This window comes from Candidatus Hydrogenedentota bacterium (assembly GCA_019637335.1).
Lineage (GTDB): Bacteria > Hydrogenedentota > Hydrogenedentia > Hydrogenedentales > JAEUWI01 > JAEUWI01.
The window spans coordinates 332,086-354,411 of record JAHBVV010000001.1; the positions used below are offsets into that span (position 1 = coordinate 332,086).

General features: G+C 65.5%; 13 protein-coding genes and 1 pseudogene. 5 read left to right on the forward strand and 9 right to left on the reverse strand.

Going from position 1 to position 22,326, the window contains the following annotated elements; genetic code table 11:
- The first annotated feature begins 299 nt into the window (after window positions 1-299).
- Window positions 300-3,251 (forward strand): M28 family peptidase, encoded by a 2,952-nt coding sequence (locus tag KF886_01315; protein MBX3175976.1) that lies wholly within the window; start codon window positions 300-302, stop codon window positions 3,249-3,251.
- A 176-nt stretch (window positions 3,252-3,427) separates the two neighbouring features.
- On the opposite strand, the gene KF886_01320 is transcribed toward KF886_01315, so the two are convergent.
- Both KF886_01320 and KF886_01325 read right to left on the reverse strand, forming a co-directional pair.
- Complete coding sequence (locus KF886_01320; GenBank protein MBX3175977.1) at window positions 3,428-4,120, reverse strand: hypothetical protein; 693 nt, start codon at window positions 4,118-4,120, stop codon at window positions 3,428-3,430.
- Between the two features lie 108 nt (window positions 4,121-4,228).
- Window positions 4,229-4,900: a sigma-70 family RNA polymerase sigma factor gene (locus KF886_01325; GenBank protein MBX3175978.1), complete on the reverse strand. Its 672-nt coding sequence runs from the start codon at window positions 4,898-4,900 to the stop codon at window positions 4,229-4,231.
- Window positions 4,901-5,240: 340 nt separating this feature from the next.
- On the opposite strand from KF886_01325, the gene KF886_01330 reads away from it, so the two are divergent.
- The 3 genes from KF886_01330 to KF886_01340 are packed head-to-tail and all read left to right on the forward strand — an operon-like array spanning window position 5,241 to window position 7,559.
- The gene (locus KF886_01330; GenBank protein ID MBX3175979.1) at window positions 5,241-5,912 is read left to right on the forward strand and encodes an RDD family protein; all 672 of its coding nucleotides are present in this window, start codon (window positions 5,241-5,243) and stop codon (window positions 5,910-5,912) included.
- A gap of 4 nt (window positions 5,913-5,916) precedes the next feature.
- On the forward strand, window positions 5,917-6,528 hold the full coding sequence (locus tag KF886_01335) for a hypothetical protein (GenBank protein MBX3175980.1): 612 nt from the start codon (window positions 5,917-5,919) through the stop codon (window positions 6,526-6,528).
- Window positions 6,525-7,559, forward strand: a complete 1,035-nt coding sequence (locus KF886_01340) for a hypothetical protein (GenBank protein ID MBX3175981.1) — start codon at window positions 6,525-6,527, stop codon at window positions 7,557-7,559. The genes KF886_01335 and KF886_01340 overlap by 4 nt, the downstream gene beginning before the upstream one ends.
- A gap of 15 nt (window positions 7,560-7,574) precedes the next feature.
- Here KF886_01340 and KF886_01345 read toward each other — a convergent pair whose 3' ends face one another.
- The gene (locus tag KF886_01345) at window positions 7,575-9,845 is read right to left on the reverse strand and encodes a hypothetical protein (protein MBX3175982.1); all 2,271 of its coding nucleotides are present in this window, start codon (window positions 9,843-9,845) and stop codon (window positions 7,575-7,577) included.
- A gap of 531 nt (window positions 9,846-10,376) precedes the next feature.
- On the opposite strand from KF886_01345, the pseudogene KF886_01350 reads away from it, so the two are divergent.
- Window positions 10,377-11,481, forward strand: a pseudogene (locus tag KF886_01350) (IS4 family transposase).
- 387 nt (window positions 11,482-11,868) lie between these two features.
- Here KF886_01350 and KF886_01355 read toward each other — a convergent pair.
- The 6 genes from KF886_01355 to KF886_01380 all read right to left on the reverse strand — a co-directional run bounded on the left by KF886_01355 (window position 11,869) and on the right by KF886_01380 (window position 22,250).
- Window positions 11,869-14,154 carry a hypothetical protein gene (locus KF886_01355; protein ID MBX3175983.1) on the reverse strand — a complete coding sequence of 762 codons (2,286 nt, stop codon included), beginning with the start codon at window positions 14,152-14,154 and terminating at the stop codon, window positions 11,869-11,871.
- A 69-nt stretch (window positions 14,155-14,223) separates the two neighbouring features.
- Window positions 14,224-16,680: a hypothetical protein gene (locus KF886_01360; protein ID MBX3175984.1), complete on the reverse strand. Its 2,457-nt coding sequence runs from the start codon at window positions 16,678-16,680 to the stop codon at window positions 14,224-14,226.
- A 77-nt stretch (window positions 16,681-16,757) separates the two neighbouring features.
- On the reverse strand, window positions 16,758-17,963 hold the full coding sequence (locus KF886_01365; GenBank protein MBX3175985.1) for an exo-alpha-sialidase: 1,206 nt from the start codon (window positions 17,961-17,963) through the stop codon (window positions 16,758-16,760).
- Between the two features lie 245 nt (window positions 17,964-18,208).
- Window positions 18,209-19,558, reverse strand: coding sequence for a cyclic nucleotide-binding domain-containing protein (locus KF886_01370; protein MBX3175986.1), 1,350 nt, complete (start codon window positions 19,556-19,558; stop codon window positions 18,209-18,211).
- 110 nt (window positions 19,559-19,668) lie between these two features.
- The gene (locus KF886_01375; GenBank protein MBX3175987.1) at window positions 19,669-20,106 is read right to left on the reverse strand and encodes a hypothetical protein; all 438 of its coding nucleotides are present in this window, start codon (window positions 20,104-20,106) and stop codon (window positions 19,669-19,671) included.
- Window positions 20,107-20,228: 122 nt separating this feature from the next.
- Window positions 20,229-22,250 (reverse strand): SUMF1/EgtB/PvdO family nonheme iron enzyme, encoded by a 2,022-nt coding sequence (locus KF886_01380; GenBank protein MBX3175988.1) that lies wholly within the window; start codon window positions 22,248-22,250, stop codon window positions 20,229-20,231.
- Between the last annotated feature and the right edge of the window lie 76 nt (window positions 22,251-22,326).

The following is a 22,326-nucleotide window of genomic DNA, read 5'->3' on the forward strand; positions in this document are numbered from 1 at the left end:
GGGCAATCGCATTTAAACTCGATCTCGGTATATGGGCGCAAACGTGAATCGATTTGGAACCTTGAATCAACGATAGTGAGCGTATTGGAGCGCCGGCATCTGTGCCGGCAAGGTTGCCAGCGCTCCAACACGCGCCCTTTTTAACATTGAAGGTGATTCATGTGACGCTCAGCTCGAGTTGGAAGTTTAAATGCGATTGCCCTGTAGACCCGCATGGCGGGAAGATGCATCGGGGATCCCGACCGGGTTAGGATAGGGCGCAGATAGGCCGCAAAGCAACTGTTCAGGAACATTATCAGATGTATTACCCAGCGACGATTTCCGCACGGGCCGCCGGCGCCCTGCTCCTCTCCGCGATTGCTTTCCTGCCGCTCCCGGGGCGCGCCGAGGAACCCAAACCCGAAACGCAGGAAGCCCGCCTTCTCAGCCAAATCCGCCAGTACACCTTTGGCGGCGCCCGCTCGGGTGAAGGGTATTTCTCGAGCGACGGCGCGCGCATGGTGTTCCAGAGCGAGCGGGAGGAGGGCAACCCCTTCTACCAGATCTACCTCCTGGACCGGGAGACCGGCGCGGTGGAACGCGTCTCCACGGGCGATGGGAAGACCACCTGCGCGTGGATCCATCCCGCGGGCAACCGGGTCCTTTTCGCCTCCACGCACGAGGACCCGGAGGCACAGGCCAAGCAGGAAGCGGAGCTTTCGGACCGCGCGTCGGGCGTGGAAAAGCGGTATTCCTGGGACTACGACGAGCATTACGAACTGTATGTGCGCGATCTCGGGAGCGGGGCGCTGGCGCGGCTGACGGATGCGCTTGGCTACGACGCGGAGGCCGCCTGGGACCCGCGCGGGGAGATGATCGTTTTCTCTTCCAACCGCCACGCGTATGCGGCGCCGCTCAGCGAGGAAGAGGAGAAGATCTTCGAGGTCGACAAGTCCTACTTCCTCGATCTTTACGCGATGGACAGCGACGGCGGCAACGTGCGGCGGCTGACGGAGGTTCCGGGGTACGACGGCGGACCCTTCTTCAGCGCGGATGGCGAATTCATCTGCTTCCGGCGCTTCTCGAAGGATGGCGCGACCGCCGAGATTCACACCATGCGCCGGGATGGCTCGGGCGAACGCCAGCTGACCCGGCTCGGGGCCATGTCCTGGGCGCCTTTCTTCCATCCCTCCGGCGAGTACCTGATCTTCGCGACCAATATCCACGGCTTTGGCAACTTTGAGCTCTACCTGGTGGACGCCGCGGGCGCGAAGGAACCGGTGCGCGTCACGTGGACGGACGGCTTCGACGGGCTGCCCGTGTTCACGCCGGACGGCGCGCAGATCGCCTGGACCAGCACCCGCACGCCGGGCAAGCAGTCGCAGATCTTCCTGGCGGACTGGAACCACGACGACGCCCTGCGCCTGCTGAACGGCGAGGAAGTCTTGCCCGCAAGCGTCGAGGTGCGCGCGTTTATGGCGCTGCCGGAGGACCACGCACTCGAGCCCGCCATCACGGCCGCCGACATCCAGCACCACGTCGTGCGCCTGGCGTCGGAGGAATTCGAGGGGCGCGGCACGGGAACGGAGGGCGAAATCCTGGCGACGCAGTACGTGGCCGATTTCTTCGCCTGGCTCGGCCTCAAGCCCGCCGGGGACGATGGGACGTATTTCGACGAATTCGAGTTCACCGCCGGAATCAACCTGGGGCCCGAGAACGCGCTGCGCGTGTCGGGCGCCGCGGGGCCGTATACCGTGGACGAGGACTGGCGTCCGCTGGCTTTCTCCAGCACCGGCGAAATCGCGGAGGCAGGGGCCGTATTCGCGGGCTACGGCATCGTGGCCCCGGCGTCGGGTGATCAGCCGGAATACGATTCGTTTGTGCACCTGGACGTGACGGACAAGTGGGTAGTCGTGTTCCGCTTTCTGCCGGAGGACGTGACGCCCGAGCGACGCCAGCACCTCGCCCAGTTCGCCAGCCTGCGCTTCAAGGCGACCAATGTCCGCGATCGCGGCGGGAAGGGCCTGATCGTGGTCAGCGGGCCGACGTCCCAGGCGCGCGAACAGCTTCCGCCGCTCACCTTCGATGTTTCGCTGGGCGGCACGAGCGTGGCCGTGATTGCGGTGACCGACGCCGTCGCGCGGGATCTGCTGGCGTCCTCCGGCAAGGATCTCGAAGCGCTTCAGAAGGAACTGGACGGGGGCGAACCGCAAATGGGCTTCGCCCTTGAGGGCGTGGAACTCGGCGCCACCATCGCGCTGGAGAAGGAGCGGCGTACCGGGCGCAACGTGCTTGCCGTGCTGGAGGCGGACGACCCGCAGGGGGGCGCGGTGGCCATTGGCGCGCATGTGGACCACCTGGGCCGGGGCGGATCCGGCAGTTCGCTGGCCGAGGGGGCCGAGCCCGACGCCATCCACTACGGCGCGGACGACAACGCCTCGGGCGTGGCCGGCATGCTCGAAATCGCCGCGCGCCTGGCGGCGGATCGCGCCGCCGGCGCGTTCCAGCCGAAGCGCGACGTGCTCTTCGCGGCGTGGTCCGGCGAGGAAATGGGCCTGCTCGGTTCCGACCACTTCGCCAAGGAACTCGCGAACGGCGGGGACAGCATCGCGGAGGCGGTATCGAGTTACCTGAACCTGGACATGGTCGGGCGGCTGAGTGGGAAGCTCGTGGTGAGCGGCGCCGGATCCAGCCCGACCTGGTACGAAACGGTGGAGCGCGCCAACGCGACCGTGGGCCTGCCGATCGTCATGCAGGCGGACAGCTACCTGCCGACGGACGCGACGTCGTTCTACCTCAAGCAAGTGCCGATCTTCAGCGCCTTCAGCGGCGTCCACGGCGAATACCACACGCCGAAGGACACCCCGGACCTGCTCAACTATCCGGGGGCCGCGCGCATCAGCGAACTCGTCTACCGCGTGGCGTCGGACCTGGCCCAGCGCGAGGATACGCCGCCCTACGTCGCCATGGAGCGGCCCGACGAAGAGGCCGGCCGCGGCGGCATGCGCGCCTACCTCGGCACCGTGCCCGACTATGCCGAGTCGGACGTGAAGGGCATGGTGCTCAATGGCGTGACCAGGGGGGCGCCCGCCGATAAGGCCGGGCTCAAGGCCGGCGACATCATCGTCGAGATGGCCGGGAAGCCGATCGAGAATATCTACGACTACACCTACGCCATCCAGGCGCTAAAGATTGGGGAAGAGATCGGCATCGTGGTCGAGCGTGGCGGCGAGCGCGTGGAGTTGAAGATCACGCCGGAATCGCGGCAGTAGGGGCGGACAGGATGGCTTGAAACGCGTCACGGCCCGGCTGATGCGGCTGGGTCGTGGCGCTTCTTCTTTGGGCCGGGGTGGATTGTGGGATGCGCGGCCCGGGTTGGAGGATCGGGGTACTCGCGGGACGTCTCTCAGGAATGCCTGAGTCCCTGGATCGGGCTGGGCGCGGGTGATTAGAGGCTGCCGCCCTCGACGTAGAGGTTCCGCAGCGACTTCAGGTTGGCGTTGACGACGTGGGTCGCGCGCACGTTGTGCGGGTTCCGCTCAAGGGCCGACACGGCGGCGGCGATGTCGGCGTCGCGGGCCTGGACGACGCGGAGCTGCTCCAGCTCCTGGGGGGAGAGGCTTTCGCCCTGGCGGGAACGGAGCGCGGCGGACAACGCCTGGCCCTCCTCGGCGACTTCGGCCGCGGCCCGGCGCAGGGATTCGGGGTTCGACGCCTCGGCGGAAAACTCCGGCACGGCCCGCTCGAAGGCGGGGGCCGCCTGCTCGGGCTGGCCGGTGTCGAGGAACGCGGTGAAGGTGAGGCCGCAGACGACGAGCATGGCCGCCGCGCAGGCCGACGCCTGGGCGAAGCGGACGGCGTATTGCCAGGGGGTCTTCTGTCGGGAGAGTTCGGCGCGCGTCTGGCGTCCGGCGAGGAGGATCCGGGCGGTGAGGTCGCCGTCGGGCTCGAGTTCCGGGGCGGACGCGGCAAAGGCCAGCGAGGACTGCAGGGCCCGCACTTCGGCCTGGCAGACCGGGCACTGGCTGATGTGCGCGGCCATCGCGCGGTCGATCGCCGCGCGGTTGTCCACCAGGTTCTCCGCATACGCCAGGAGCGCCTGGCGGCTGGGGTGGCGGCGTATTTTCAGTTCCAGTTCCATTCGCGTCTTCTATCCTGGCGCGCCATCGTCCCAACGGGACCCAAGACTTCCCGCGCCGGAACCGCCGTGCGCCAACGCGGCGGGCCCAGCAACGCCATCACGATCCGATCAGAGGTACTCGCGGTACTTTTCGAGATAGGGCCGCAGCGCCCGCTCCGCGCGCACCACGCGCGACTTGATCGTGCCGACGGGCAATTCGAGCACCTCGGCAATTTCCTCGTACGACAGGTCCTGGAAGCGGCGCAGCACGAAAGTCTCGCGCTGGTGTTCCGGCAGGTGCCGGAGCGCCTCGTTGACCGCTTCCGAGATTTCCCCGCGCTGGAACGCCGCCAGCACGTTCGCGCGCTCGTCGCCGACGTGATCCATCGGGTTGAACGCCTCGTCGTCTTCATGGTTCCACCAGCTCGAAATGCTGAAGAGTTTCGGGCGGCGCTTCCGGCGCGCCCACTCCTTCGACACGATGTTCGAGGCGATGGTGTAGAGATACGTTGTAAATTTCGCCGTCGGCTGGTAGCGGCCCGCGTTCCGGACAAGCGCCAGGAACACCTCCTGCGTCAGCTCCTCGGCAATGTGCCGGTTCTGAACCATGCGGAACGTGTAATTCAAGACGCCCTTCTGGTGGCGCTTTACAAGCTCCGCGTAGGCCGGCTCAGAGCCCTGGCCGTGCTCCAGCATCAACGCTTCGTCTGACCACTCCTTGAGCGGTCCTTCGCCGCGCTCGACCACCCGCAAACCGGGTTCCGCGCGCAACGGGACTACGTTTTTTATGCCTTCCGCCATGATGTCATGTAATCCCCACGGGCTGTCCCAAAAAACAGTACCAAGGGAATATATCCTCTGGGTTGACCAAAAGGTTCCAATTACGTTTTCTGCCGGTATCATGATAGATCAGTCGATGCCGGTGTTGTCAATAGCGCGCAACTACGAAAATCAATAAAGCCGTTCGTTTCGATTCGGTCGTTTCCGTTGTAATCCTACCCGGGAGGCCCTATACTTCAGGGGCAGCAGTTCGCGCCAATGAGAAGTTGGGTTCGGGAAGCGCGCCGGCCCATTACATTCCCGGGAGGCTTAAGGCATCAGCGGCTGGTATTACAGACAAGATGGCGTCATCTCGGGTCCGGTGACAGCCGCGCATCTCGATGAACTGGCGGCAGCGGGGACTGTGGGCCCGCTCACCCTCATTCGCGAGGGCGAGGACGGGGCGTGGCGGCTCTACGGCGCGCCGGCGTCCGCCGGGCCCGGCGCCGCAGGGCGGCAATCGGCCTGCGTCATGTGCGGCGTCTCCTTTACGCCCGAGTCGCTGGTCGCCTTGGGCGGGAAGCGGTATTGCGCGGCCTGCAAGGAAACGTACCTGCGCCACCGCTGGCAGGGAACGCTGCCCGATCCCGGAAAGTCCCCGCGCATTTTCGCAAAGCGCGCCGTCGCCAAGATTATCGATGTGAATGTGCTGATGCTGCTCCTTACAAAATCGACCTATTTTGCCGAATCGAGCACGGCGCCGGGACCGATTGCGGCGGCGACCGGCCTTGTGGGGGCTCCCCTCGTTTATATCGCGATCATGACCTTTTGCACGGGCTGGCTGGGCGGAACGCCGGGAAAGCTGGTTTTCGGGATCGGCGTGGTGAACGAGCGCGATGAGGCGCTGGACTACCAGCAGGCTCTCGTAAGGGGCCTCGCCGAGTTCCTCAGCGCCGCGATGCTGGGCATCGGATACCTCCTGGCGTTGACGGACCCGCGCGGACAAACGCTGCACGACCGGATATGCCAGACCGCCGTCGTGGCGCGGGAGTAGCGGCGTGGGCAGCATTTACACTTCGTGCCTCAAATGCAGCGCGCCGCTGGCGTTGACGCCGGATCAGTCACCCGACACCGATGCGCAATGCGCCTCCTGCGGCGTCCGCCAGATGCAGTGGATCTCTCCGGCGGCGCCGCAATCGGCCGGGGCGCCGCCCGTTCCGATGGCCACCGGCGCAAGCTGCTACTTTCACGATACCGTGGCGGCGGCGGAGTTGTGTAGCGCGTGCGGCCGCTACCTTTGCGCCCTTTGCACGTTCCGGGAAACCGGCGAGAACGCCGAACCTGGCGGCGCCAACCTGTGTCCCCCCTGCTTCTGGAACCGGCAGGCGGCCCAGGCGCCGGGCCGCGGCGGCGATCCGTTCCATTATCCGCGATATGACCTGCTCGCGCTCCTGCTGGCGGTGGCGCCTTTGGTCTTCTTCCCGCTCCTGCTTTTCAGCGCCTTCACGGCGCCCGCCGCCCTGTTTGTCGCGCTGAGTGGCGGCATCCGCGTCCAGACGCCGCTGGGGCGGCCGATCGTTGCCCTCGTGCTCGCGGTATTGTTGGCGGGCGCGCAGATCGCCGGATGGGTGGTTGTGACAATGGCGATCACCGCAGTGATATTGACATGAGCACGCGCGAGTCCGACACCGCGCACTACACGCCGGCCGACGGAACAACCGAATTGACGCCCGCGTTGCGCCCGCGCATGTACTTCGGCCCGGATCATCTGTTGTGCATGCGCCTGCACGGCGCGGGTGAACTGGCGCGCCGATTTCGCTACGTGGATATTACCGGGGTGCGTTGCGTTGAAACACGCCTGCACTGGGCGTACGGCGGCGCATTCCTGGTGGCGCTCCTGCTCGCCATGCTGCTGTTGGCGTGGGCCCGGCCGGCGGGGCCCATAATTCTTGTATTTGCTTTGGTCATCCTGGCCTGCGCCGCCGGCCTGTACGCGAACGTCGTAAAGGGCCCGACCTGCCGGGCGTGGCTCCACACCGCCGACCACACGGAGCCCCTTCCGGCCCTTCGACGGTACCGATCCGCCCGGCGCGCGCTCGCGGAGATTCACGCGCGCGTCGAGGAGGCCCGCGCGGATGCGGGCCGAGTTGGCGAGGCCGTCGAAGGCCTCCATTTCACGCCGCCCCCGGCGCGCCTGGTTCCGCGACCGATCCCGCCGCTTCCCGGCGGCGCGGGAATGATGAGAGCCGCGTTCGTGCTGGCGGCGCTCCTCGGTATCAGCCTGGTATTCGATTTCGCCTACAACATCGGGTGGAAAAACGCCCTGGATTCGTTGATCCTCCTCGTGCTCGCGATTCTGGCCCCGATCTCTTTCGTTCAAGCGCGCCGCGTGAACGCACCCGGGCGGGTACGGTTCGCCGCCTTATCGCTGCTGGTATTCGCCGCTTCCTTTATGCCTCAAGTCATCATTATGATGACGCTCGCGATGTTGGCGACGCCGTCCATCCTGGCCGAAAACCCAGACATGCTGGGGCATCCCGCCAACTTCAGTCCATCCGACGGCCCGGTATTCTTCATCCTCCACGGATTTAACGCCTTCTTTGTTCTGATTCTGGTCGCGTGTGGCGTTGCGGGTCTGGCAGGCGGGATCACGGCGCAACGGCCTGGCCATCTGGCGGAACCCGATGCAAACAACGCATAGCGCAATCGGCCCCTATCACGGCAGCTTGATCAGCCACGCCTCCGACAGCCGGGGCTGCTGGCGCCAGTTGACGCCCTCAAGGCGGACGTCGTCGAAGGTGACGCGGAGGGCGCCGTCGGCCACGAGTTCCGGGGGCACGGGGAATTCCTTGAGCGTGTGGGCCTCGGTGTCGTAGAGCGTAGCCTCCAGGGGCTGATCGTCGGCGCGGGGCTTGAGGTCGCCGAAGCCGCTGAAGCGGAGCAGGTAGTGGGCCTGGGGATCGAGGCCGGTGTATTCGAGGGAACCCGGCGATCCGGTGACCTGCCACGACAGGCGTGTACGGCTCATGCCGTTGTCCCACCACCAGTAGGAGCCGGAATCGCCCAGTCGGTCGGGGTGGCGGGTGGCGCGGGGGCTTTCGGCCAGGTTGCCGATGTCGTCGTAGAAGCTGCCGGGGCCGGGGTTCTCCCAGGTGCGGATGACCTCGAGGCGCGCCTGCCGCTCCTGGAGATTGGGCAGGGTGAGGACCTGGTGGAATTCGTCCTCCAGCCAGAAGCGGTTGTTGAGCGGGTAGTCGAGGAATTCGAGCATGCAGCCGCGTTGCGGATGGACGGCGTGGTATTGCTCGACATCGGTCTGGAGGCGAATGTTCTGGTAGAGCGCATCGAAGAGCTCCAGCAGGCGGTTTCGCAGGTCGGGCCGGACGGGATCCGTGACGGCGCGGTTCAGGACGGCGAGGGCCGCGGCCATGGCGACGGTGGGACGCTTGCCCGCTTCGGGGGCGAGGAGCGCCAGGGCCTCCTGTTCGAGGGCGGTCTCGCGGGCGAGGCGCTCTCGCTGGTAGGCGTCGTAGTGGGCGCGGAGCACGAGCATCTGCCAGCGCCAGTCATCGCCCAGTTCCTTGTGTTCCTTCTCCAGGGATTGCCAGCGCTTGAGGGTCTCGGGCACGCCGTCATTGTCGCGGAGGGCGCCTTGCCAGTTTTGCTCCAGCGCGAGAATGCCATCGGCGATGCGCTCCGCGCTCTCCGGCGCGAAAAAGCACCGCGCGTACTCCACGAGGATCGCGCGCGGATCGCGGGTTGAATCCCAGCCGAGGCTGCTCCAGAGGGCCTTGTTCACGTCGTCGTTGGAGCCGTCGGAGTAGCTGATGAAGCCGGCGGTATGCGGGGCGGTGGCCGAGAAGACCTGCTTGTAGAAGAGGGGGCGCGGGTTGATCGGCTCGCGGCCCGCGGTCAGCGCGAAGACCTGGTCCAGGTTCAGCTCGGGATACTGGCACCGCACCACGTGCGTGATGTCCGGGTAGTCCCGGATGGGGTAACGCGGGTTGAGGCGCGCGCGGAGATCGGGCAGCGGCGGGCTGCCCGGGCCGGCGACCATGCCGCCGAACCACTCGGGCTGGTGCTCGTCGAGCCAGTTGAAGAAGTAGGCCGCCATTTCCTCGTCAAAGCCCTGGAGCGACATCCAGATCTTCGCGTTCGGATGGTATTTCGGCAGAATCGTCGAGAGATCCTGGAGGAACGGCATCACTTCGCGCGGGTGGTTGTGCCCCGGATCGCCGCCCGGGAAGAAGATGCCGTCCAGCCGTGGGCACTCCTGGTAGAAGGCCTCGTGAAACTTCAGCGCGGCCGCGCGCTTCTCCGCGTCGAGCAAATCGAAATCGGCGGGCGTCCACACCCAGTAATCCACGTCGTATTTGTCGCAGATGGCGGACACGGTCCGGTTCGCCTGCTCCCGGGTCATCCGCATGACCGGCGACTGGCGATCATCCTGGAAGGGGATGTTTTCGACCGCATTCGTGCCGAAGAAGGTCAGGTCGCGGATGTACTGGTCGTAGATCGCCTCGTCCCAGCCGTCGTAGCTGTTGGAGTGCGCGCGGAAGCCGAGCTGGTGCCCGCGGATGGGGTACTCCGGCGCCTGTTCCGTATTGATCGGTCCGGGCAGGGCGACCTGGTTCTTCGACCAGTCCAGGGTGCGGAGGAGATAGCCCACGGCGAACATCGCGCCGCGCCGCCCGGCGGAGGTGACGGTAATCCTCGGTTCAGCGCTGTTGTCGGTTGCGATCCGGAAGGCCTCGCGGTCCAGGCCGGGGTCCAGTTGAAAGATGACCGCGCCCCGCGCGCCGGGCTCGGTTCCGACCGCCCACGTAATCCCGGTCCGCCGCGCGATCTCCTCGGAGAGCACCTCGGCGGGGATCTGGAGCACGTTGCTGTCCGGCGGGACGGCGATGTTAATGGCCTTGAGGCTCGTCTGCGCCGGGACGTACAGCGCGGCGAGGAACGTCACTAGGATTACACTGAGTCGCAACATGAATCACTGCCTTTCGTGTTGAGGTCTTGGGTATTGCAGCCGATTATGGGGCTTTGTGTCACCCGTCTGGGAGGAGATACTGCCTCCGACGGTTGGCGCCCAACGGAGATCCCGAGCCCGTGGCTTCTCTTGAGAGTTCGGGGTAGATTTACTTTTTTATGGCTCATCCGGTTTGAGCGTACGGGATTATTCATAGGCGTTTCTCCGTGCCCGAACTATCCGGGACCGCGAATGTATGCCGGTTGGGGCCTCCGTTGGAGTAATCGTATCGACTGCTCTTTCGGCCCGAAGGGCCAGTGCAGCTCCCAGCCCCGGGCAACGCCCGGGGAATACGGGGGCACCACCTTCCCCGCCCTGAAAGGGCAGCGCAGTGAGCCAGTCCAGCGTTTCCGAAGTTCAACTGCGCTGCCCTTTCAGGGCGTATGAGAAACCCACCGCTCAATCCCTGGGCGTTGCCCCATAAGCGCTAACTTGTTTGCAATCCGCCGCAGGCCGCGTGCTATACTTCCCATCAGGAAGCGAGGACGGCCAATGATGGACGAAGATTGGAAGGTATTGACAACATTGTTTCCGGCGAATTGGCAAGAGCTTGCGGCGACCAGCGGTGCGCTCAAGGGTTTGCGCAAGGACAAGTCGGCGGAGAATCTTCTCCGCACCCTGCTGATTCACCTTGGATGCGGCTATTCGCTTCGCGAGACGGTGGTGTGCGCGAGGCAGTCCGGGCTTGGGGACATGTCGGATGTGGCGCTGTTCAAGCGCCTGAAGAAGTGCAAGGGCTGTTTTTTTTCTTTAGCAATGGGCTGCGATCACGACGCCCGAACGAAACGCACCCGGTCTCCCGTCCGGCTTTTCGACGCAACCCACGTGGCGGAGCCTGGGAAAACGGGCAGCATATGGCGCGTTCACTATAGCATCCAGGCCCCTTCGATGTGCTGCGACTACTGCCAGATAACCCCCATAAAGGGCGAGGGGACGGGCGAAACCTTTCAGCGCTTTCCCGTCATCATGGCTGACTTGGCTGGCCGACCGCGGCTACTCGCTGGCGAGCGGAATCGAGTACGTGAATTCGAGCGGCGCTTTTGTTACGGTGCGGTTCAACCCCAACAATGTACCGGCAACAGACCGCGCGGGCAACAAATTCGACTTGCTGGCTCACCTGAAACGCTTCAAGAAAGCGGGCGAAGTGCGGAGTTGGCCTGTGCTTATCCCGTGTGAAGGCAAGGACGCCGTCTCCGGACGGATATGCGTGGTGAGGAAGAGCGAAGAAGCCATCCGCCAGGCCCACCGCAAGCTCAGACGGCGCGAGAGCAAAAACGGGCAGAAACTCAGGGCCCAGACGCTCGTGTACGCCGAGTACATCATCGTCTTCACCACATTTCCCGAAGAAAAGTTCCCGCCCAGCGTCGTGATGGAGTGGTATCGAATCCGCTGGCAAATCGAGCTTGTTTTCAAGCGATTCAAGCAGATCGCCAAACTGGGGCATCTGCCCAAGCACGACGATGAAAGCGCCGAGGCATGGCTCTACGGCAAGCTGTTCATCGCATTGATCACTGAAAAACTTGTAAGCCATGCGGCGTCTATTTCCCCCTGGGGCTACGAAATCGTCACGCAACCGCCCCAGGAGTCGGTGGCGTGAATTCTCATACGCGTTTCATCGGGTCAGGTGCGCGCTCGAGCCTACTCTGTCGCTTCGCGATACAATCGAGCGTTGGGGCGAGATCGCACACGCCCTGACCGAGCGGCCGCGCAAGCGGCGTGCCCAGACCGAACAATATTTTCCATAAAACAAGTTAGCGCTTATGGGGCGTTGCCCAGGGCTGAAAACTGCGTTGGCCCTTCGGGCCGAAAACTGCGTTGTCCCTTCGGGCCGAAGGCGTGCGTTGGCATCCGGTTCTGCTGCCGAATACACGGTCTGCACTACAGAGAAGGCCCAAGGAATCCCGTATCCGGCCTTGGCGTCGCCCCCCGAAAATGTGAACCGAGCAATCGACTCCTATTTGACTTCATCGTTGCCGATGTACCTTCAAACCGGATGAGTCTTTTTTATCAGCCAGGCTTCCGCGAGCCGGGGTTGAAAGCGCCAGTTCACACCGGGGAGGCGTTCCGACGACGGCATCACGTGCAACTGGCCATCCGCGGTGAGCTCGCGGGGCACCGGGTACTCCTTGATTTCGCCCATCTCCGTGCCGTAGCGCGCCGGCTTGAGTTCCTGCTCGTCGGCGGTGACGGTCAATTCGCCAAAGCCCGAGAAGCGCAGGACGTAGTCCGCCTCGGGGTCGAGGCCCTGGTAGCGCAGGCCTCCGCGCGGCCATCCATAGACCTGCCAGGACAGCCGCGCGCGGGAATAGCCGCTGTCCCACCAGGCGAAGCCGCCGCTCATGGGCAACTGGTCGTATTCGCGGTAAACATTCCGCTCACCGGCGAGATCGCCGAGGTCGTCGTAGAAGCTGCCGGGGCCGGGGTGATCCCACGTGCGCAGTTCTTCCAGCCGCGCCCATTTCGCCGCCTCATCCGGCAGCGCCGCCACTTTCTCGAACTCGTCTTCCAGCCACCAGCGGTTGTTCAGCGGGTAGTCCAGGAACTCGAGGCTGCACCCGCGCTCGGGACCGCTTCCGCCGTATTTCGTCATGTCGGATTGAAGCCCGATGCTGTGGAAGAGGTCGTCGAAGAGTTCGATGATACGATCGCGGAGATCCGGGCGGGCGCGATCCGTATCGGCGGTCGCGAGGAGGGCGCGCGCGGCGTCCATGACGCCTTCCGGCGTGCGGCCGGGCGCCCGGGCCAGCAACGCGTTCGCCTCGCGCTCCAGCGCCTGCTCGTGGAACTGCCGCGCGCGGGTGTAGGCGTCGTAATACGCGCGCAGCACGAACATCTGCCAGCGCCAGTTGTCCTTCAACTCCGGATGCGCGGTTTCCAGCGCCCGCCAGTGCGCGAGCGTCCCCTCCACGCCACCGTTGTCGCGCAGCGGCCCGTCCCAGTTGTTCTCCAGGGCGTAGAGGCCGTCCGCCGCCTTCTCGGCCGCTTCGGGTCCGAAGAAGGTGCGGCAGTACTCGATCATGATGTCGCGGGCCTCGCGGTCCGGGTCCCAGCCGAGCTGGCTCCAGAGCGCCTTGTGCGCGTCGTCGTGCACGCCGTCGGAATAGCTGATGAAGCCGTCGGTGAAGGTGGCGGTGCGGCGGTGGATCATGGCCTGGAAGACCGGGCGCGCCATGACCGGCTCGCGGCCGAGGGTCAGGGCGTAGGCCTGGTCGAGGTTGAGCACCGGATACTGGCAGCGGATGATGTGGGTGATGTCGGGGTAGTCGCGGAGCTGGTAGCGGGCGTCGAGGCGCGCGCGGAGCGAGTCCAGCGGCGGGCTGCCCGGTCCGCCGACCACGCCGCCCAGCCATTCGGGCTTGTTGGCGTCGATCCAGGCGAACATGGTGTCGAGCTTTTCGCCGTGAAAGCCCTGGGGCGAAATCCAGACGCGCGCGTCGGGGTGGTGCTTCGCGAGGCGCTCCGCAATCTCCGCCAGAAACGGCATCACGTCGCTCGGGTGGTTGTCGCCCGGGTCGCCGCCGGGAAAGAAGACGCCGTCCAGGCGCGGGCAATCCGCATAGAGCTGCTCGTGGGCGGCCAGGTTGGCGCGGCGTTTCTCGGCGTCGTTCAGGTCGAAGTCGGCGGGCGTCCACACCCAGTATTGCAGGCCGTACTTCGCGCAGATCTCGCTCATGGCCCGGTTCATCTCGCGGCGGCTCACCTTGAAGTGCGGGCTGTCGTCGTCGTCCTGAAACGGGATGTTCTCGATGGCGTTGGTCCCGAAGAGGGCGAGTTCCCGGATGTGCTGGTCGAATTGCGCGGGCGTCCAGGCGTCCCAGCTGTTCGCGCGCGCGCGGTAGCCGAGCTGGTGGCCGCGAATCGGGTAGGTGGGTTGCTGGACTGTGTTGATGGGCCCTGAGAGCGAGGCCGAACCGGCCGACCAGTGGAGTTGCCGCAACAGGTAGCCCGCGCCGAACAGGATCCCGCGGGCGTCCGCGCCGGTGATCGCAATCCGGCCCGCGCCATCCGTGGCGATCGTAAAGCCCTCGGGGCCCGGCGCGCCGCCGGCGTCGATGGCGAGCGTAATCGCGGCATCTCCGCCCTTGCGCGCCCAGTCGAGGCCGGTGCGCCGCTGCACTTCCTCCCGCAGGACGGTCGCCGCGAGGTCGAGCGCGGGCGCATCGCCGCGCACGGCGATGGCGGCGTCCGACAGGTCGATGGGTGCGCCGGCGGCGGGCAGGGTCGCAACCAGCAGCAGGCATAACGAAAGCGCACGGGGATACAACAGCATGTCGGCAAACTCCTCAACCGTAGGGTACAGGGCGGCCGCCACGCGCATACCGTGGCGTGGCGGCGCACATCAGTTTTTGATCAGCCAGACTTCGGAAACGACGAGGCCCGTGGCGCCTTCGGCCCGCTCGAAGGTCAGTTCAAGCGCGCCGTCCGCCGTGGCCGGCGCCGGGATATCGAACTCGAATTGCTCTGCGGTGTACTCCGGAACCTCGATGTCCCGCGCCACGTACGTCTCGTCCGCCAGCAGGTGCTGCCGGCGCAGCGGGGTCTCCGCGGCGCCCTGCGCATTCCGCATGCGCGGGGCGACCAGCGAGACGCGGACGCGGTAGCTTGCGGCGGGATCCAGATCGGTATAGCGGAACGCGACGCCGCGCGGGTCGTCGAGGCTGTATGCGATGGTGTTCTGGCTCGGGCGGTTGTTCGGGTCGAGGAAGCGCGTGGCGTCGAAGCCGCCGCCCTTCACCAGGCGCGGCTGGCGGCCGGGGTCGCCCGCGTCGTCGTAGAAGCCGCCCGGGCCGGGATCTTCGTAGGTGGCGATCCGTTGGAGGATGTTCGCGCGACCCTCGCCCGACGCGGCGGCGGCCTTCCGCAACTGGCCCTCGGTCCAGCCGAGCGCGGTCAGCGGCGTCCCGATGCTGAAGAGGCCGACATTGCGGAGGCCGATCAGGCGATCGGTCTCTTCGCCGAGCCGTCTCGCTTCGTCGCGGAGCGCGGCCATGTCCGGCGTTTCCAGGGGATCGGCCATCAGCGCTTCGGCGCGGGCGAGGGCGTCGTCCGACGAGGACCCCGCCAGCCGCTGGAGGGCCTCATCCCGCGCAAGTTCGCGTTGGAGTTGTAATTGAAAGTACTTGTCGAGCGCCGCTTTTTGCATGTGGAGCATCCAGCGGTGGTTGCCGCGCATGCGGTGCGGCGGCATTTTCCATCCCGCCTCCTTCACCAGCAGGTAGTAGCGATCGATGCCCTCGTTTTCGGCCAGTGGCGCTTCGAGGTTGATTTCGAGTTGCAGCAGCGCCTCCGCCATGGCGGGCGCGGCCTCGGGGCCGAAGTGGTAGACGCAGTACTCCGCGAGCACGTCGTCCAGGGTCCGGTTCGGGTCCCAGAGCAGCCGGTTCCACATGTACTGGTGGAATTCGTCGTGGTAGCCCTCGGAGTAGATGATATCGCCCTGGGAGAACGGCATGATGTGCTGGAAGATGGCGTAGAAGGCGCGCGGGCGCGTGTGGAAGGTGCGCCGGTTGTAGGCCTTCATCAGGTGGGGATCGGGATTCTCCAGGTTGTACTGCGCCCGGATCCAGTGGGTGATGTCCGAGTAGTGCGTGATCGTCTGTTCTTTCGGGATATTGTTCAGGATCTCCGCCAGATAGCGGTTGACTGGGCCCGATCCGGGGTATTCGAAGAGGTCCTCGCGCAGTTCATCGCGGAAATAGCTCGACAGCGCGTTGCTGCCCGGGCCGTAGGCGATGCCCTGCAGCCACGCGCGCGGCTTTTCGTTGAGGTACGCGAAAATGGCGCGGTCGCCTTCGTTGCTCAGGTCCTGGTTCGCGATTTCGATGACCGTGTCGGGGTGGTGTTTGAGCCAGATCGCCGCCACCTCCTCGCACAGTTCGATGAAATTCTTGCCCCAAGGCTCGCAACGGTCGCAGCGGCATCCGCCGGGGTCGCCCGCGTAGAAACGCAGGATTTCGTGGGGCTGGGTCCGCGCGAACTCCTCGTCCCACTGCTTCATGAGGGCTTCCCGGGCCTCCGGAATCGACGGGCACACCCAGTTCGTGCCTTCCCAGCCTTCCAGCCCGCCCGCGGCCCACGCCTCGGGGAATTCTCCGCGAAACTGGTTGGGCCGGCAGCCGCCGACGGTCATGAGATCGAGGCTATGGAGGAAATCGAACTGCGCGCCGCCCGCATAGCCGATGTTCGCGCCGGAAAAGGCGAAATCGAGGAAGTAATCCCGCCATTCCTCGCTCGTCCACCCCCGGGCGCCGGTGATCTCGCGCATGGTTCCGCCTTGGTTCGCGGAGGAGCCCCGGTAGCGGTAGGCGGGCGCGGCGCTCATATCCACCGGGCCCAGCGTCACGTGATCAGGGCCGTAGCCAAGCATGCGGAGCACTTCGCCGGCCGCGTAGAGTACGCCGCGCGCGTCGGCGCCCTCCGCGATGAGCAGCGGCTTGCCGTCCGCGGCGACGCGCTTGACGGCATAGCCCTCCGGGGCGGTGCGCGCGACGCCGGGCAGCGTGAGATGGTGGCGTGCGGCCAGATCGCGGAAGAGGCCGTTGCTCGCGTCGCGGCGGCCCAGGGCGATGTGGAGGTCCGCATCCGCCGACAGGCCGGACGTGATCTCGACCGTGACGTCGCTGCGATCCTGGATGCGGTCGCGCAGGATCGGCGCTATGCGTTCGGCGGCGGTGTCGACGCCGGACTCCACCACCAGGGCGATGCGTCCGGCGCGTGTGACATCCTCGGGCGCGGCCGGGACGGCGAGAAGAAGCCATGCGGGAACCAACAAGGGCGCTGCAATGCGGCGAAACATCAGGGGACCTTTCGACGGCCGTGACCCGCGATGGATCCGGCCCAGCGGTTTATCTCAGGCGCGCCCCCCGCGTGCGGTCAGTTGCTGTCTATGCCCGCGAGCACCCACTCCTCGTTGAACCACGCGTGCTTGATGGTCTTTCCTTTGAACTCAAGCCCGTTTTCGTAGGTATAGGTGATGTGAATCATGCCATCCGCAGTCTGGATGAGCGTCGGATAGGAGCCTGTCGCCTTGCCGCCTTCGGGCAGTTGCGACACGTCGATCTTCTCGAGATAGCGCTTGCGCTCCCACGTCTTGCCCTCGTCCGCCGACAGGTAGAGCGAGAGCTGGCTCCGCCCGCGCGGGATGTCGTTGACCGCGAGAATCCAGTTGCCGCTGGGCAGGCCCAGCACCGCCACGCTCGAACCGGAGTTCGGAATATCCAGCTCGACCTCGGTCCAGGTCATGCCGCGGTCGCTGGACTCCGCGCAGCGAACCACGGGCGAATCGCGCATGTAGGCGACGAGATCCCCGCTCTTGCGCTCCACGACGGAAGGCTGAATACCCCGCTGCGCCAGCGGGCGGCTGAATTCCCAGGTCTGCCCCGCGTCCTCCGTGAACGCGAACATGGAACAGCTGAAGGTGTCGGAGTAGAGCGGCAGCATCATGCGTTTTTCGGTGAGCATGATCGGAGGCTGGCGCGGCATCCACCCCAGGCGCTGGAAAAGCTTGTCGCTGTATTGTTCCTGGCGCTCGCCCATGCGTTCCAGGAACTGCTGGCGGCGCTCGTCATCAATTTCGGGCGAATTCCGGACCCACTCCTTGCGCTTTTCGATCATTTCGTCGAACACCGTGTCCGCATCCTTCGGCAGACAGAAGATCGCGTCCTGCCAGGTCCAGATCGGCGGGCCGTCCCCTTCGTAGTCCGTCGAATAGCGGTATTTCAGGAAATAGCTGCGGACCAGGTTGTCTATCGCCGAAATCCAGAACAGCCAGAGCCGGCCGTCGGGATCGATGAACATGGTGCAGTTCTGGTCGGGCAGGTTGTGGTTGTCGGCCATGAGGAAGGGGGCGGACCACACCGTGTCGCCTTTGTTCTTGCGCGCCCCGCTGATGACGAGGGTGTCGTCCGTACGCTCGCCCTTGCCGTGGAACCAGCACACGATCAGATCGCCCTCGGGCGTCTCCACGATGCTTGAGGAGTGGTTGTGGAAGTCCTCCGGCGGGAAGATCAACTGCGATTCGTATACCGGCGCGCCCATTGCGGCCGACAGGACAAGACACCAGGCGGGAATCCAGGTCATGAGGTAGCACCTCCATGCGTCGCTACGCGTTCTCTCCAACACGGGCGCACCGCCGCAAGAACGGCGGCAACAGGAGTCAGCATAACGCTTTTTCAGGCGGGACACAAGAGGGAATTGTGCGCAAAACTCGAAATCGGACGACTGGGGTGCGGGGTTTGGGTTGGCGCGTTCGGCGATGGAGTGGACTTTGCTGTCCGCCACGGCGCACCTTCGGCCTGTCCGCGGCAACGTGAGCCACCAATAAATCAGCCCGCGTTGGCTTCCTGCAACCGCCGGCTCAGCGTCATAATGATGTTCACCAGCAGTTGCACCGACACGTCGCGCGGCATGATGTTGTTGATGATGTCCATCTTCAGCGCCAGCAGGCTCACGTCGTTCACCGCGATCGCGTCCGCGCTGCGCTTGCCCTGGCTGATCAGCGCCATCTCGCCGAACATATCGCCCTGCTTGAGCAGCGCAATCTCCCGGCCATCGTCCGCGATTGCCACCCGCCCGTTCAGGATCAGGTAAAGCGATTCGCCCTCCTGCCCCTTCTTGAAGATGACCTCGCCGGTCTGGTACTCCACCGTCATCCCGCGCGCGAAGATCTTCGCGATATTCTCCGCGTCCAGACCGCTAAACAGATCCATCCGCCGCGCCAGAATCTCGTACGTGTCCCGCATGCTCTCGATCATCACCGAAGTGACATCCTGCATGATCTGATCGGGCTCGTCCCCTCCCGCCAGCGGAGCCACCGGCCCGCCGTGGAAAACGCCGTCAAACACCGATTCCGTATCCGGGCTTTCCTCTTCCACCGGCGACTCCCCCGCAAAGCGCACGCGGTGCGTCGTGCTGCCGCGCATCTTCCGCTCCGCGAAGTCCGTTTCGGATTCGACCGGCGCCGCATCGGGCAGGTGTTGCATGTCGGGGGCCGCCGCCGGGCTTTCCGCCGGGGGCGGGGCCTTGCGCTCGGCAATCGCCGCCTTCTCCGCCGGAGACAGCCGGATGCCAAACGCCGACGCCGACAAATCCACCGCGCCGCCGGTCCGCGTCTCCGTCCCGAACACCTTCTCCACCACGGACTCAAAGTGCTTGTGCGCGCACAGGATCGGCTTGATCCGCAATTCCGGGCAATGCTCCTGAACCACCTCGAGCGCCTTCGTGTTCAAGGGATTCACCATCGCAATCGTCAGGTTGCGGCCCAGCTTGTCGATCGGGATCAGCCGGTATTGCAGGCAGACCTCCTTCGGCACCAGCGCCGCCACCTCCGCGTCAATAAGGTAATCCAGAAGGCTCAGATGCGGGATCTTGCAGAACTTCGCCAAGAACGAAAGCAGCGATTTCTCGTCCAGAATCCCCTCTTCCACCAGGATCTCGCCAAGAAACGCCCCCGTCTCTTTCTGGATCGCGAGCGCGCGCTCCAGCTGCTCGCGCGACGCCTTCCCCTGCTGCAGCAGCAGCGCCGGGAGCGATTGCGCCTGAACCTGGGGAGAAGTCGCCGCGGGCCGGGAGGGGGGAGGCGTCACGCGGCCCGGGGGCGGCTCGGTGGGGCCGGGCGCGGGAACCGCCGCGCTTGCGGGCGGCTCGGGTTTCCTGGGTCTATTCCAGCCAAGCATAGCAGAAACCTTCCAGTTCGCATGGGCCGGGAACCCCCCGAGAAACCCCTTGCGAGCGCGCTATCCTACCATCCGCCCCGAAAACCCATCAAGCAGGCTTGCGCGCGGCTTCAGCGGCCAAAATGCCGCCGGAAATACGCGGAATCGTCCAGGCACTTCAGGTCGACCCGCGCAAACTTTTCCAGTTCCTTGTCCGAAATCGGGTCCATCGATTGCAGCCCCTCGGGAACGCCCTCCACGGATTCCGAACCAACCGAATCCTCCCCGTCATCGGTATCGTCGTCGCCCGAGGAATACCCCAGCGTCCCCTCCTGGAACGGCAGGATACCCGCCTCCAGAAATTCCGTGATCACCTGCGCCAGGTGCTGCGTCCGCTCCTCGCGCGTGCCCTCCTCAAGAATATGCCGGTTAATCGGGATTATCTTGTCCCGAAAGAGCACCGCAAGCTCGTGACAATTCGGACACGGCATCACCGCCACCACATCTTTCGGCACCCGTGAGGTAATGATACGATGGGACTTGCAGTGGGGGCAGACGACCATGTCCATAACGCACACTTTCTGTTGGGCTCGGTGTTTTCGCTGGTTTTATTCTAAGGAATCGTCCGAGCCCCTGTCAAACGAGCGCCCAATACGGGCGAATTCTGAGAAAATCCACCAAAACCCCGGCTTCAGGCCCCCGGCTGAAGCAACGAAAGCGCCGCCCCGGGATCGTCCGGCACCGGAACCACGCAACGAAAGCCCAGATTGGGGTCTGATCGCATCAGCGGAAACGGAAAGCGCGTCGTCCACGGGCGCGGCGCTTCGTTCGCATTCCCCCCGCGCGTCACCAGATAGCTCTGGTAGTCCGGTTGCTCCCCGGAGGCCAGGGGGGGCTCGCAGGTGCGCGTCCACTCCGACGCGTTCCCCGCCATGTCGAAGCACCCGAAATACGAGCGGTCGGCCTCGCGCGATCGCACGGACCCCGGCGTGTACACGCCCGCCCCGCCGTCAAAGCGCGCCACCACGAGCTCCGGATCCGGCTCGCCCTCCCAGGGGTAGTCCGGCGGCTCCCGATCGCCGTAGGCCGCCCGCGCCCACTGGGCCTCCGTCGGGAGCTCGGCGCCGCGCCAGGCCGCATACGCCATGGCGTCGAAGCCGCTCACCAGCGTAATCGGGTGGTTCGCCCGCCCCGCCAGCTCCGCGGGCACGCTCCAGTTCGCCTCGGCCTCGGCGAACCGCGCATAGTTGGCCACCGTCACCTCCGTCTCGTCGATGAGGAAGCCCGGCAGCTCCGCCGTCGCCCCGCCAACGGAAACGGGGCCCGGCGGGACGAACACCATCCCGTCGCGGATCACCAGCGGAGCCAGGTAACACTGGAGCGCCCGGCGGGCCGATGCGATGGCGCGCGGCTCGTCCGTCGCCGCCTCGGCCGCCGCCCAGTGGCGATCCCCCTCCGCCACCGCGCCGTTGAGGCCGGGGCGGTCGGCGCGCTCGCGCGCCAGGGGCTGTAGCGTCTTCATGATGGCCCGGTAGTGCGCAAACGACGGCTCGGCGGTTGCCGCCGCCTCCGCGCCCCCCGCCGCCTCTCCGCCCTGGGCCGCGGCCTCCGCAAGCACCGCGCGCCGGTGCTGCTCCGCCTGGCCCAGGCCCCAGAGCCCGCCCATCAGGATCGCGGCGACCGCAATACCCGCAAGAATCTTCCGCGGAGAATACTCGCCCGCGCCGATGCGCCGCGTCAGCCGGGTCTTGGAAGTGTTAATGCCCGAGCGGATCTGCTGCGTGATCGGCTGGAGCGCCTGCCGCAGTTCGGCCGCGTTCTGGTACCGGTCCTTCGGGTCCGGCTCCACGCACCGCGCCACGATCTTGTCCAGCGCCGGCGGCACGTCCTTCGTAATCTGCGAGGCCGGCTTCGGCACGCCCGTCGGCACGCTGCCGGTAAGGATCTCGTACAGCATCACGCCCACGCTGTAAATATCCGCGCGCGCGTCCACATCGCGGCTGTTCCGGATCTGCTCCGGCGACATGTAAAACGGCGTGCCCATCACAATGGAGGCGTTCGTCAGCCGGGTATTCGCCATCAGTTTGGAAATGCCAAAGTCCATCAGCCGCACCCCGCCATCCTGCCCCAGCATCACGTTCTCCGGCTTGATGTCCCGGTGGACCGTAAACTGGTGCGCGTACTCCAGGGCGGCGCAAAGCTGATCGAATATGCGCATCGTCTGCGCGATCGGCAGCCGCTCGCCCGGCGGCAGGTTGTCCAGGATCTCGCGCAGCGACATGCCCTGGAGGTACTCCATCGAAATATAGAGGATCTTCCCGTCTTCCCCGATATCGTGCACCCGCACTATATTCGGGTGCGCAAGACGCCGCGCGATCTTCGCCTCGTTGTAGAAGCGCTCCAGCACCACCTTGTCCTGAAGAAACTGCGGCAGCAGCGTCTTCAGCGCCACATCTTCCCCCAGCGTGTTGTCGTGAACCTTGTAAATGCTCCCCATTCCGCCCTGACCGATCAGGTTCAGCACCGTGTAGCGCCCCGCGACCACCTGCCCCCGGTGAAACTGGAGCTGGCTCCGCCCCGGAACCTGCGCCGGGGCCCGCGCCGGCTCCGGAGCCTCAATGCTGATCCGCGGCAGGCGCGCGCCGCATTTCTCGCAGCTCTCCTGCCGGTCCGGGTTCACGTGGAAGCAATGGGGACACTTGACTCTGGCCATGGGACGGAACAATCTCCTGGGCGTGCGCTGGTGCGGCGGCCCGTGCCGCCGCGCTTATCCTACCGCCTGCCAGGCC